10 protein-coding genes, 1 tRNA gene and 1 pseudogene are annotated in these 12314 nt (G+C 67.8%); 5 read left to right on the plus strand and 7 right to left on the minus strand.

Features of this window, described 5'->3' with window-relative positions:
• The 4 genes from ACFV2O_RS24965 to ACFV2O_RS24980 form a co-directional block, all read right to left on the minus strand.
• A partial coding sequence (locus ACFV2O_RS24965; RefSeq protein ID WP_379253887.1) for an AMP-binding protein occupies window positions 1-705 on the minus strand: 705 nt, incomplete at its 3' end.
• Window positions 699-1097, minus strand: coding sequence for a serine hydrolase domain-containing protein (locus ACFV2O_RS24970; RefSeq protein WP_379253888.1), 399 nt, complete (start codon window positions 1095-1097; stop codon window positions 699-701). The genes ACFV2O_RS24970 and ACFV2O_RS24965, both read right to left, overlap by 7 nt.
• Window positions 1098-1432: 335 nt before the next feature.
• On the minus strand, window positions 1433-2464 hold the full coding sequence (locus ACFV2O_RS24975; RefSeq protein WP_379253889.1) for a cation diffusion facilitator family transporter: 1032 nt from the start codon (window positions 2462-2464) through the stop codon (window positions 1433-1435).
• Window positions 2461-2853 carry an ArsR/SmtB family transcription factor gene (locus ACFV2O_RS24980; RefSeq protein WP_379253890.1) on the minus strand — a complete coding sequence of 131 codons (393 nt, stop codon included), beginning with the start codon at window positions 2851-2853 and terminating at the stop codon, window positions 2461-2463. The genes ACFV2O_RS24975 and ACFV2O_RS24980 overlap by 4 nt, the downstream gene beginning before the upstream one ends.
• Window positions 2854-3380: 527 nt before the next feature.
• Here ACFV2O_RS24980 and ACFV2O_RS24985 point away from each other — a divergent pair.
• The 5 genes from ACFV2O_RS24985 to ACFV2O_RS25005 all read left to right on the plus strand — a co-directional run bounded on the left by ACFV2O_RS24985 (window position 3381) and on the right by ACFV2O_RS25005 (window position 7726).
• Window positions 3381-4523 carry an acyl-CoA dehydrogenase family protein gene (locus tag ACFV2O_RS24985; RefSeq protein WP_355079979.1) on the plus strand — a complete coding sequence of 381 codons (1143 nt, stop codon included), beginning with the start codon at window positions 3381-3383 and terminating at the stop codon, window positions 4521-4523.
• An 80-nt stretch (window positions 4524-4603) separates the two neighbouring features.
• Window positions 4604-6076 (plus strand): flavin-containing monooxygenase, encoded by a 1473-nt coding sequence (locus ACFV2O_RS24990; protein WP_379253891.1) that lies wholly within the window; start codon window positions 4604-4606, stop codon window positions 6074-6076.
• 74 nt (window positions 6077-6150) lie between these two features.
• Window positions 6151-6993: a DUF1542 domain-containing protein gene (locus ACFV2O_RS24995; RefSeq protein ID WP_379253892.1), complete on the plus strand. Its 843-nt coding sequence runs from the start codon at window positions 6151-6153 to the stop codon at window positions 6991-6993.
• Between the two features lie 94 nt (window positions 6994-7087).
• A tRNA-Arg gene (locus tag ACFV2O_RS25000) sits at window positions 7088-7163 on the plus strand.
• Window positions 7164-7552: 389 nt separating this feature from the next.
• Window positions 7553-7726, plus strand: a complete 174-nt coding sequence (locus ACFV2O_RS25005) for a hypothetical protein (protein WP_379253893.1) — start codon at window positions 7553-7555, stop codon at window positions 7724-7726.
• Between the two features lie 357 nt (window positions 7727-8083).
• On the opposite strand, the pseudogene ACFV2O_RS25010 reads toward ACFV2O_RS25005, so the two are convergent.
• From ACFV2O_RS25010 to ACFV2O_RS25020, 3 genes and pseudogenes are all read right to left on the minus strand, one after another.
• Window positions 8084-9040 (minus strand): annotated as a pseudogene (locus ACFV2O_RS25010) (recombinase family protein); the annotation flags it as partial.
• Window positions 9037-9324 (minus strand): hypothetical protein, encoded by a 288-nt coding sequence (locus ACFV2O_RS25015; RefSeq protein ID WP_355157942.1) that lies wholly within the window; start codon window positions 9322-9324, stop codon window positions 9037-9039. The pseudogene ACFV2O_RS25010 and the gene ACFV2O_RS25015, both read right to left, overlap by 4 nt.
• Before the next feature lie 335 nt (window positions 9325-9659).
• The gene (locus tag ACFV2O_RS25020) at window positions 9660-12308 is read right to left on the minus strand and encodes a helicase HerA domain-containing protein (protein WP_379253894.1); all 2649 of its coding nucleotides are present in this window, start codon (window positions 12306-12308) and stop codon (window positions 9660-9662) included.
• Between the last annotated feature and the right edge of the window lie 6 nt (window positions 12309-12314).

A 12314-nucleotide genomic window follows, 5' to 3' on the forward strand; every position in this document is an offset into this window, starting at 1 on the left:
CCACGCGTTCGCGTGGAACAACGGCACGATCGCCAGAATCGAATCGCTGCCGTGCAAACCCATCCCGTTGTTCGCCGCCACCTGCATCGCGTGCAGCCAGTTCGACCGATGCGAATACACCACACCCTTCGGATCCCCCGTGGTACCGGAGGTGTAGCACATCGCCGCGGCGGCGCGCTCGTCGATCACCGGGAAGTCGTAGACCTCCGGCTGCGCGCCGAGCAGTTCGGTGTAGGAGTGCACCTGCACGCCCTCGGGCGCGGTGAGCGTGGCCGCGTCACCGTTGACCACGATCACGTGCCGCACCGTCCTCAGGTGCGGCAGGATCTGCCCGAACAACGGCACCAGGCTGCCGTCCACCAGCACCACCTGATCCTCGGCGTGGTTGGCCACATACACCACCTGCTCGGGGAACAACCGGATGTTCAACGCGTGCAGCACCGCACCCATCGCGGGCACCGCGATATAGGCGACCAGGTGCTCGTTGTTGTTCCACATGAACGTGCCCACCCGATCACCCACCCCGATACCCAGCCCCCGCAACGCGTTCGCCAACCGCGCCGACTCCGCCCCGACCTCACGATAGGTCATGGTGCGCACACCGGTACCCGTCCACGTCGACACAGTCGAATCCCCAGCGAACGTCGATGCGTAGCGCAGCAACGTCGCCAACGACAACGGCTCGTCCTGCATAGTGCTCAACATCGCAACTCCTTCTTCCATCGATGACTTCCCCACAGAAAGCCACATCGGTCTCGGCCACCATCGGGTTCCGTACCAGCAGTTCCCGGGTCCGCGACGGTGAGCGTCTCCCCCGGCGGGTTCGCCACGCCGGACCGATGCGCGAGCACCTGCCCGATCGTGCTGGATTCCTTGCCGTGGCGGACGTATTCGGGAATGCGGCGGCCGATCGGCGCGTGCGGTTCCAGCAGTTCGCGCTCGGTGCGCAGGCGCTCGGCGAATGCCGTGACGCAGTCGGACGCGGAGTAGGTGACGAACGGCGTGGTCATGTCGACCGGCACATTCGGCGCGTCGGTACCCTCGCCGTCCGCGTGGCCCAGCGCCCGGTCGACAACGACTTGCTCGGACCGTCGCACGCACAACTGGATGGCCGGGTGCACACCGCTGCGATAAACCGGTCGCACGCGCTGCCATAGACACTCCGCATAGTCGCGGAAAGACCGGCTTCGGGCGGATCCACTTCCGCGCCGATCGACGCGACGATGTCGAAATATTCCGGCTTGCGACTGCGTAGACCCAGGTCGGGCAGCTCAGGGAGAGTCGGTACACGCGGCGTCATGGTTCAGCACGCATCGACCATGAGCCACATCACACCGGGGATGCTACCCAACGGTAGGCCGCTGTGGGCAGGGGCCGCGGAGCAAGAGCCGCGACCACACATCCGACGGCATACGCCATCAGTTTGCGCTGGTCAGCTCGGTGCCCGACCCGGCCCGGAGACCGCGACTTCGGTATGCGCCGGATAGGCATGCACCACAGCGGTGTCCAACTTGGGCACCACATGGGTGAGGGCGTGCTGAGCCTCGTGCGCGACGCGGTGCGCGTCCGCGAGCGTGATCGTCGGGGCGACGTCCAACTCGACGTCGGCGTGCAGCCGGTGACCGATCCACCGCATTCGCAGGCTGCGCACGCCCTGCACGCCGGGCTCGGCGGCCAGCGCCCGCTCGGCCGCGGTGACCATCCCGGGCTCGACGGCGTCCATCAAGCGGCGCAACACGTCGCGTGCCGCGGTTCGCAGCACCGCGAGGATCGCCGCGGTGATGAGCAACCCGACGATCGGATCCGCGAGGGGGAAGCCGAGTGCCACTCCGCCCGCGCCGAGCAGCACGGCCAGCGAGGTGAAACCGTCGGTGCGCGCGTGCAAGCCATCGGCGACCAGCGCCGCCGAGCCGATCCGCCGGCCGACGCGGATCCGGTACAGCGCGACAGTCTCGTTGCCGAGGAACCCGATCAACCCGGCCGCGGCGACCCAGCCCAGATGCTCGATCGGCACCGGATGGAGCAACCTGCGCACCGCCTCATATCCGGCGATCAGCGCCGACAAGGCGATCATCGCGACGACGAACAGCCCGGCCAGATCCTCCGCCCGGCCGAAGCCGTAGGTGTAGCGCCGGGTCGCGGCCTTGCGGCCGAGGGCGAACGCGATCCACAGCGGAACCGCGGTCAGCGCGTCGGAGAAGTTGTGCACGGTGTCCGCGGCCAGCGCCACCGAGCCGGACACGGCGACGATGCCCAGTTGCAGCACCGCGGTGCATCCGAGCACGACCAGGCTGATCTTGACCGCCCGGATGCCGATCGCGCTGGCCTCCAGCGCGTCATCCATGCTGTCGGCGGCGTCGTGGCTGTGCGGGACGAAGATCTCCCGCAGCACAGCGAACGGTCCCGAAGGATGCCGGTGATGATGATGTCCGTCATCGTGGGGGTGATGGTGCCGATGGGTCATGCGCTCGCCTCGTCTCGGCCGGGGAGTTCACGCAGCGCGCTCGCGCCACGATGATGCGCGGGAACGCCTGGGCCCGCGTGCTCGGCGTTGTACACCGCGTCCACCACCAGTTGCCGGACGTGCTCGTTCTCCAGGCGATAGAAGATCGTCGTCCCCGATCGGCGGGTGTTCACCAACCGCGCCATGCGCAATTTGGCCAGATGCTGGGACACCGAAGGCGCCGGCTTGCCGACTTGTCCGGCCAGGTCGTTCACCGACAGTTCGCGGTCGACCAGCGCCCAGAGCACTTGCACGCGAGTGGGGTCGGCGAGCATGCGGAACACCTCGACAACCAGTCCGACCTGATTCTCCGCGAGACGTGGCCGCCATTCCTGGCTATCTGCATTCATACGCAGATATTAGAACAGACGAAGCCGCCGACACCAGCGCTCCGGGCCGGTGTGGCGGCGGCACCCCCTGCGTTGCCGCCGACACACCGGTCGGCCCCGGATCCCGACAGTCTTCTGTCTTAGTCGAGTGTGGCGTCGGTGCGCCAGGCGAGCGAAGCGATATCACCTGACTGAGACAAACCGATCGGCACGCCCTTCCCGAGATGTGGACATGCCTCGCGCACAACGACGGTTACCAGCACGAATACCCCGGCGTCGCAGCGACGTTCACGCGCACCTGTACACACAACTGCACGTGCAGAAGGAGCGTCCCGCAACAGATCGCACTCGGCCACCAGGTGCCGCTCCGGTCGGAACATTCTGCACCGAACTCGTCGTATCCGCCGTAATCGTGTCTGGACCGGAATGTCCCGCCGTGCCGCAGGCTGGATTCGCCGACGACTGCCCGACGACGCGAAGGAGCCGCCGGACACGCCCGGTTACTGTGAATCACGAGAGACGCACCGAGCGACCGTGGAGTAGACGACATGCCAGTGGACCGAATGCTGCCCACCTCCGAGGCCAGGGACCTGCTGGAGCTGACCCGCGACATCGCCGACAAGGTGCTCGAACCGCGCGTGGCCGAGTGCGAGAAGACCGGGATCTTCCCCGATGGCGTCTTCCCCGCGCTGGGCGCCGCAGGGCTGCTCAGCCTGCCGTATCCGGAGGAATACGGCGGCGGCGCGCAGCCCTACGAGGTGTACCTCCAGGTGCTCGAGGAACTCGCCGCCCGGTGGGCCGCCGTCGCCGTGGCCGTCAGCGTGCACAGCCTGTCCTGCCATCCGTTGTTCGCCTTCGGCACCGAGGAACAGAAGGAACGCTGGCTGGCCGACATGCTCTCCGGCGAGACCATCGGCGCCTACAGCCTGTCCGAACCGCACGCCGGTTCCGACGCGGCCGCGCTGCGCTGCCGCGCCACCCCCGTGGCGGGCGGCTACCGGATCACCGGCGCCAAAGCCTGGATCACCAACGGTGGACGCGCCGACTTCTACACCCTGTTCGCCCGCACCGGCGAAGGTTCCCGCGGCATCTCCTGCTTCCTGGTCCCCGGTGATACCGAGGGGCTCAGCTTCGGCAAGCCCGAGGAGAAGATGGGCTTGCGCGCCGTGCCGACCACCACCGCCGCCTATGACGACGCGTTCCTGCCCGCCGAACGTCGCGTCGGCGCCGAGGGACAGGGACTCTCGATCGCCTTCAGCGCCTTGGATTCCGGCCGTCTCGGCATCGCCGCGGTCGCCACCGGCCTGGCGCAGCGCGCCCTCGACGAGGCCGTCGCGTACGCCAAGGAACGCGAGGCGTTCGGCCGCCACATCATCGACCACCAGGGGCTCGGCTTCGTGCTCGCCGACATGGCCGCCGCCGTGGACTCCGCCCGCGCCACCTACCTCGACGCCGCCCGCCGCCGCGACGCGGGCCTGCCGTACTCGCGCCAGGCCAGCGTGGCCAAGCTCGTCGCCACCGACGCCGCCATGAAGGTGACCACCGACGCGGTCCAGGTGTTCGGCGGCTACGGCTATACCCAGGATTTCCCGGTCGAGCGCTACATGCGCGAGGCCAAGGTGATGCAGATCTTCGAGGGCACCAACCAGATTCAGCGTCTGGTCATCGCACGCCAACTCGCCGGGAACTGACGCCCTCGCTGGCCGGAAATGCCGATTCAATGACCGCGGATGTCTTCGGACCTGCGGATACCGGCTCGTACTCTGTATGGATGACGACGCCGTCCATCATCATCATCGGCGCCGGATTCGGTGGGCTCGGCATCGCGCTGGAGCTGCGGCGGGCCGGGCTGGACACCTTCACGATTCTGGAGCGCGCCACCGATCTCGGCGGCGTCTGGCGGGAGAACACCTATCCCGGCGCGGCCTGCGACGTGCCTTCCCCGCTGTATTCGTGGTCCTACGAGCCGAAGTCCGACTGGCCACGGCGTTTCTCCGAACAACGCGACATCCACGAGTACATGCAGGGCGTCGCCGACCGGCACGGCCTGCGACGCTTCATCCGTTTCGGCACCGAGGTCACCGACGCGGAGTTCGACGAGCGCACCGGCCAGTGGACCGTCCGCACGGCCGACGGAGCGCAACTGACCGCCGACATCCTCGTCCCGGCGGTCGGCCAGCTCTCGCGCCCGGCCCTGCCGAACATCCCTGGCATCGAAACCTTCACCGGTCCGGCGTTCCACTCCGCCGAGTGGGATCACGACATCGACCTGACCGGCAAGCGCATCGCCTGCATCGGCACCGGTGCCAGCGCGATCCAATACATCCCGCGTATTCAGCCGACCGCGGGTCACCTCACGCTGTTCCAGCGCTCCGCCGCCTGGGTGCTGCCGAAGGCCGACGTCGAGTACAGCGCTCTGCATCACGCACTGTTCAAATACTTTCCGCCCAGCCGCCTCGCAGAGCGCTTCGCCATCTGGTCCTTCTTCGAGGCGCTCGCCCTCGGCCTGACCGACATCCCGGCGATCAAGACCCCCGTGATCGCATTGGCCGACCGGCACCGGGAAAAGCAGGTGCCCGACGCCGAACTGCGCGCGAAACTGACCCCCGACTACGCGGCGGGGTGCAAGCGCGGACTGTTCTCCAACGAGTACTTCCCCGCGCTGGCGCAGCCGAACGTCACCGTGGAGACCACCGCCATCGAGTCGATCACGCCGACCGGAATCCGCACCGCCGACGGCGTCGAGCACGACGTGGACGTCATCATCTTCGGCACCGGCTTCAAGGGCACCGAGTTCCTTGCCCCGATGAACATCTACGGCCTCGGCGGACGCAAACTGGCCGACGTCTGGGGCGACGAAGGCGCCCGCGCCTACCTCGGACTCTCGGTGCCCCAGTTCCCCAACCTGTTCATGATGTACGGCCCGAACACCAACGTCGGCTCCGGCTCCATCATCTACATGCTCGAATCCCAGGCCCGCTACATCCGCCAGGTCGTGCAGTACCTGGCCGATCGTCCCGGCCGCTACCTCGCCGCCCGCCCCGCCGCCGAGCAGCGCTGGGACGACTGGTTGCAGAAGCGCTTGAAAGACACCCCCTGGAACTTCTGCTCCAGCTGGTACCGCAACGCCTCCGGCCGGATCACCAACAACTGGCCCGGCGCGACCCTGCTGTACCGCTGGAAGACCAAGACTTTCGACCCCGCCGACTACGACGAGGCGCAAGCACCCGCCGCGACGCCGTGACCCGCACACTCAGTGAGACCTCAGCAAGCCGACAGTAAACTGGCCTTGTCCGAGATCCCGCGGAAGAGGTGCCCATGTTTTGGCTGCTTATCGCCTTGATACTCGGCGCGCTGATCGTCTTGCTGATATGGCAGTCACAACAGAGCGAACAGCGTAAAGCTACCGAGTTGGCCGACGCTCTCGCCGACGCCAGGCAAGTGAACGAACGGCTCGGCGGCCAGGTCTACAGCCTCTCCGGCAGCAACGACGCCGCCGTCCAGGCACTCGCCGACGCCTCCGAGCGGCATCTCGCGGCCGGCGCGCAACTCGACCAGGCCCGCACGCCCACGCAGGCACGGCTGGCGAAGCAGACCGCGCTGGAAGGGCTCTACTACATCAAGGCCGCACGGACCGCGATGAACATGGACCCGGGCCCCGCGATCCCCGGCCTCGACGGCCAGGACGCCGCGGGGCAAGTGACCGAGAAGCGCGTCGTCGAGTACGAGGGCAGGCAGATCAAGGCCGCCCCCGAACCCTCGTCATCGACACCGAACTACTACCCCGGCGGCCGAGTGGCCGGACGACCGGTACCCGCCGGGTGGTACTCCGAACCCTGGTGGAAACCCGCCATGGTCGCAGGCGCCTGGGGCCTCGGCTCGGCCCTGCTGTTCACCTCCCTGTTCTCCGGGATGTCCGGAGTGGGCTACGACGCGCACGGCTTCGAGAGCGGCTACGGCGAAGGGTTCCAAGACGGACTGGCCGCGGACGACGGCCAGAGCGGGGACGGCGGCCAGGGCGGGGACTACTCCGGGGGCTACGACCAAGGCGGCGACTACCCCGGCGGGTACGACCAGGGCGGGGACTACTCCGGCGGCTACGACGACGGCGGGTTCGACGGCGGAGGATTCGACGGCGGAGGATTCGACGGGGGCTTCTGATCCCGTCCACCAACGCCCATACGACAGCGATGCGGCCTCCGAGCCCGTTACCCGGTAGACTGCGAACGTCCCGGGCGGGCCTCGAGCCCACCCAGCCTTCGTAGCTCAGGGGATAGAGCACCGCTCTCCTAAAGCGGGTGTCGCAGGTTCGAATCCTGCCGAGGGCACCAACATCATGGGCAACTTTTTCAGTTGTTGCCCTACCTGCGACGGGCCGTGTGCTGGTTTGGTTTGATGCTGGCGGCGGTTCGGCGGCGGGTTCCGGGGGTGCCATAGCGGTTAGCGCGGCGGCGGCTTGTGCGGCGGCGGGGAGTGTTTCCGTGGTCAGTGTGGCGTGGATGGTGGCACGTTTGGTGTTGTGGTCGTAGACGATCTTGAGACCGAACGCCTCGTACAGGTCGCGTTGCAGGGCGTCGGGGGCGATGGTGAGTTGCAGCGCGAGTCGGGGTAGGTCTTCGATCAGGTCGGGCTCGTTCGGTTGTCGTCGGGCGGCCTGTTCGCGCAGCGCCTCCAGCGCGGTGTTCTTGGTTCGGCGTTCGTGTTCTAGTTCGGCGAACCGGTGACGCAGTCGTCCAGCCCAGACATCAGCTACCTCCTCACCGCTGGAGAAGCTGCGGGATTCGCGCTCGTCGAGGAGGTTGTTCTGACGGCGGGTGATCTCGGCGACCGTCTTCTCGATCGCGGCGATCTGCTGTTCGATGTCGTCGCGGTCGCTGGAGTCGTGGTCGCGTAGTTGGTGGCGTAGCAGCGTGGCGCGGTCGGGGCCGAACACGCGCTCGTTGAAGAAGGTTTGTACGCATTCCAGTAGCGCGTCTTCGCGCACGTACACCGTCGGGGGGTGATCGGCGTACGCCTCGGGGTTGCCGACGCGGTCGAGTTGCGGCTGGCAGGTGTAGTAGCCGTAGCCCTTACGGGTTTTGCCGAACATCCGTTTGTGGCATTGCTGGTGGTGCACGTAGTAGCGCAGCACGTAGGTGCGGATGGTGGCGGGATGGGAGTTCTTGCCGCCCATCCGCGATCCTTGCCGGATGGTGCGCTTTGCCTGTACCGCTTCCCACATTTCGCGGGTGACGAGTGGTTCGTGGGTGGGCTCGGGTGACCAGACCCATTTCTCGGGTGGGTTGAGCTTGCCGCCTTTCTTGGTGGCTCGCCGGTTCCACACCATGTAGCCGGTGTATTTGGGGTTGATCAGGATCTCGCGCACCGACGATCGCGTCCAGCATCCCCGGGCTCGCTCGGGCCGGTTCGGTTGCGGGGGTGGGTAGCGGTCGAGGTCGACGTTCAACCGCGTCGCGATCACTTCGTAGGCGAGGTGTTCGTCGTGTCGCAGCTGGAAGATCCGCACGACCGCCGGTGCGCGTTCGGGGTCCACGACGAGTCGGGATTTGGTGCGTCCCTCTTCTCGTTTGGCCGCGACCGGGTGCGGGACCCGCTCGTTGAGGTAGCCGTAGAGCGGTTTGCCGATGTTCCAGCCTTGTTTGGCGTGTTCGCGGTAGCCTTCCCAGGACTGTTCGAGAGTGTGGCGCAGGAACCATTCGGCCACACCTTGTTTCATGCGCCGCACCAGGATCTGGGTGGCGCGTTTCTCCGACAGCGAGATCGGCCCCTCATCGGCGGCGTACAGCGGCACGCCAACGGTTTCCAATTCGTGTTCGAGCTGAGTGGACTGATGGGTCCACCGCGCGGCGCGTTCGATCTCCTCCACCACCACCGCCTCGAACCGACGATTGGGGTGGCGCGCTTCGGCCAGCAGGTCGGCCAATCCCCCGTCGCGGGGAATCGGGATGTCGAACGCCTCGTGCGCGTTGCCGCGACCGCGTTGTTCGAGGTCCTTGCGGGAGGACTCCACGTCGTAGAAGAACGCGACAATCACGAACCCAGGCGGGAGGACTTTGCGGCAGTTGTCGAGCTGGCGTGGCAGCGACAGGGTCGGGTCCTGCAAATCCCGGGTCGAAGTGCGCAGGAACACCGCGACCGGGACCGGGGACCCACCACCCATCCCGAGCAGACCAGGGCTGTCGGGTCCGACGAATGCGGGTAGGCTCATGCCGCCTCCTGCTCACCGTCGGCGGTGATGGCGTCGAGATCGACCAGCTCGGCGGGGGCCGGGTCGTGGCCGTCGAGCCAGCGCAGCAGCGCCGAGATCGCGCGGGCTTGCCGGTCGGCGACACGCTCGGCTTCGGCCCCGCTGACGTAGCGGATCTGAAACGAGGCCGTCAGTCCACCCACGCGGGCATCGACGTGCACCGGCACCTCGTCGCCGGTGCGCGAGCGGCGAGCGCGCCTGTTCAGCGGGATCACCACGGCCTCATCCGAGAATTCCTCGTCCATGAATCGTTCTCCTTCTCCGGCACCACACGCTCCGAAACGGGCCCGGTGGTGGCTGTTTGGTGGGTTGTGGCACTGCATGGGAACCGCCCCTGATCCCCGTGCAGCGGGATCCATGAACGCTCCATAGCGGGCAGGGCGTCAAATGTCTTCTCTTGCACCGTTTCTGCCGCCATGACCGCCCGCATCCCCACCCGGGGTGCCGTACCACGGCATGCGGCGGCCAACGCCGTTCTGGCGGGGTCCACGCGGGGACCGGCGCGGCACGGTCGTTGACCGGCCACCGTCCCCCGGCAACGATTCCGCCCCTGGCGATGGAGCGGGCAGCGGCGGCGGGCTCACGCCGCCCATCGGTCGACTGCTTCGTGGGCCGTCTCGTCGGAGTCGATGCCGACTTCGGTGTCCTGCGAATCCATGGCCGCTGCGAGTTCACCGGGATCGGTGGTGATGAGCGCGTTCTCAGTGGCCGAGGCCAGCGACCCGAATACCGCGCGGTCGCCGCCGACGGCGAGCAGTCCCGAACCGCGTGCGGCGGAGAGGAGGAACTGTTGCTCGCCGTCGGAGAGGTGGAAGGCGGTGGCGACCTCGTCGATGGCCTGAGGTGCCTGGCGCAGCAGGATCTGGGTCGCGGCGTTGGAGATGATCGCGCGCCCCAGACCGGTCGAGAGCACATCCGCGCAGTCCTGGGTGGCAACGGTGAGTCCGGCCCGGTGTTTGCGGAAGCTCTTCGCCGCTCGGAAGAGGAACGCGGCTCCGGCAGGCTCGCGCAGCAGCAGCCATGCCTCGTCCACGGTGATCATGCGAGGCCGCCGCTGGCCAGGGTTCGATACCCGCCTCCAGGTGACATCCAGCACGAGCAGGGTGCCGATGGTTTTCAGCTCGTCGGGCAGCTCCCGCAGCGAGAACACGATCATCCCACCCGCGGGTTCTGTGGTGGTGTGCCCGTCGATCAGCCCGGCATAGGCTCCCTTGCCGGTGTAGGGGTGCAGCCCGGCAGCCAGCTCGGTCCCAGCGGCTGTGCCGAGCCGACCGAGCTGATCGCGCAGTCCGCTCAGCGTGGGCGCAGGCCGGGTCCAGGTGGCGGGGTCGTCGGTGATCCCGGCGTCGGTGTAGGTGGCTGCCAGCGCGGCGTCCAGGGCCGCCCGTTGCGCGGCGGTCTGGTTCCCCAGCAGTACCTGAATCAGGGTGTGCAGGAACAGCTTCCGTCGGGTGAGCGCATCAGCCGGGGCACTGCGGCGGCCGTCGGGCCGCATGTGGACTTCCAGGTCGAACGGGTTGAGCCGGACGCCGGGTGCGCCGAGGCGGATGTGGGTACCGCCCACAGCCTCGGCGAGGCGGCGGTATTCGTCTTCGGGGTCGATGACGACCTGCTCGATCCCCCGATAGAGGGCACGTAGGATCTCGGTTTTGACCAGGTAGGACTTGCCCGCACCGCTGCGCCCGAGGACGACGAGGTTGTGGTTGTGAGCCTCAGGCCCGAACCGGTCCACGAACAACAACCCCGACGCGGCGTCGCGGCCGTAGAGGACGCCCTGGGGCCGGGCAGCCTGGGCGGGGTCGGCGGCAGGGAGTTGGGGTGAGTCGAAGGGGAATGCCGCGGCGAGAGCGGTGGTGTCGAAGGTCCGCTGGACCCGGATCAGGTACTGGCCGCTGCGCGTCGGGCGAAGACGCGCGTACGGGTCGGCCGGGGTGGGCTCGGTGAAGTCGAAGGCGAGCTGTTGCGGTGTTGCGCGGCGACCGGGACCCTGCGGCGGCTCGGGAGCCGGTGGTGATGTTCGGACCCGGCGCACCGGGATCGGGAGCGGGTACTGTCCCCCGGCCCCGGCGCGGATGCCCCGGTACGGGTCCGGCGGAGTGAAGTCGAAGGCGAGCTGGCGTCCCCTCGCCGACCGGGTCGGACGTGGCGGTGGAGTGCCGGTCGCCTCGGCCGGTGCCGGGCTGGGTTGCCGCGCGACCCGGCGGACTCCTTCCAGGGGCAGCATGAGCTGCCCGTCCCGTGTCGAGCGCACCCGCGCGTACGGATCGGGCGGCCCATTGCTGGCGGCGGTGCGAGGTGCTCGCGGAGCGCGGGCGGGACGCGGCGTTCGCCGTGCCGGTGCCGCCGAGGCAGCGGTGCGAGCGCTGCTCGATGTGGCCCCTTTGAGCATGCCGAGGGTCTTGTAAGCGATGAACCCGCGCACGATCGACCCGAGAAAGCTGCGGCCTTGCCCGATCTCGAGCACCGACAACAACCACATCGGCGTCTTGATCAACACGAACATCAACGCCAAAGCGACAGTGAGATCGGCGATCTCGTTGGCGTCCGGGCCGAACAGATGCCACCCACCGGGGGTGAGCAGCACCCGCAGGACGGTTACCAGAGTCAGTGATTGCACAACCTGGATCGCCAAGCAGGCGGCGAAAGAGCGCCACCACCAGCGGGCGATGCCGTCGAGGCCCGGCAGCCCGTGACACATCAACGCCAGAGGCGCGCCCACGATCAGCAGGATCGTGATGGTGACCCGCACGACGTAGGAGATGAGCAGCACCAGCAGCATCACCGACAGCGCGAGTTGCAGCAGCACGAACACGCCTCGGCTCTGGTTGCTGGTGACCGCCAGCTCGGTCAGCGCGTCGGCGGCCGAGCCGGAGGCGACGCCGTCCCCGGCCAGCGCACCGGCGAGGGCGTTGGCGAAACCGATTCCGGCGGTGGCGATCATCATGCTCAATCCCCCGGCCCCGAAGCCGATCACCAGGCGGGGTGCGAGTTCGCGGATCGACCATTGGGTTTGGACGCTCTCGCGCATCATCAACAACGCCCCGGCGGCCATCACGACCAGGACGTAGAGCGCGACCACGATCTGCCAGGACTGATTCCACAGAGTGCCGATCTCGGGTATCTGCCCGGGTTCGGGTGTGGTGAGCAGGGTTTGCGAGAGCAGTTCCAGTAGCGGGTTGAGCGAGGTCTCCACGATGCGCCGGAAGAACCCGTCGACCGCGTTCTCCACACAACC

Origin of the sequence: Nocardia sp. NPDC059691, from assembly GCF_042733915.1 — a bacterium.
GTDB lineage: Bacteria > Actinomycetota > Actinomycetes > Mycobacteriales > Mycobacteriaceae > Nocardia > Nocardia sichangensis.

What these genes read in the sequence shown, in the direction of transcription:
- ACFV2O_RS24975 (WP_379253889.1), bottom strand. Translation starts at nt 2,464, where the DNA reads ATGACCCATCGGCACCATCACCCCCACGATGACGGACATCATCATCAC.
- ACFV2O_RS24980 (WP_379253890.1), bottom strand. Translation starts at nt 2,853, where the DNA reads ATGAATGCAGATAGCCAGGAATGGCGGCCACGTCTCGCGGAGAATCAG.
- ACFV2O_RS24985 (WP_355079979.1), top strand. Translation starts at nt 3,381, where the DNA reads ATGCCAGTGGACCGAATGCTGCCCACCTCCGAGGCCAGGGACCTGCTG.
- ACFV2O_RS24990 (WP_379253891.1), top strand. Translation starts at nt 4,604, where the DNA reads ATGACGACGCCGTCCATCATCATCATCGGCGCCGGATTCGGTGGGCTC.
- ACFV2O_RS24995 (WP_379253892.1), top strand. Translation starts at nt 6,151, where the DNA reads ATGTTTTGGCTGCTTATCGCCTTGATACTCGGCGCGCTGATCGTCTTG.
- ACFV2O_RS25015 (WP_355157942.1), bottom strand. Translation starts at nt 9,324, where the DNA reads ATGGACGAGGAATTCTCGGATGAGGCCGTGGTGATCCCGCTGAACAGG.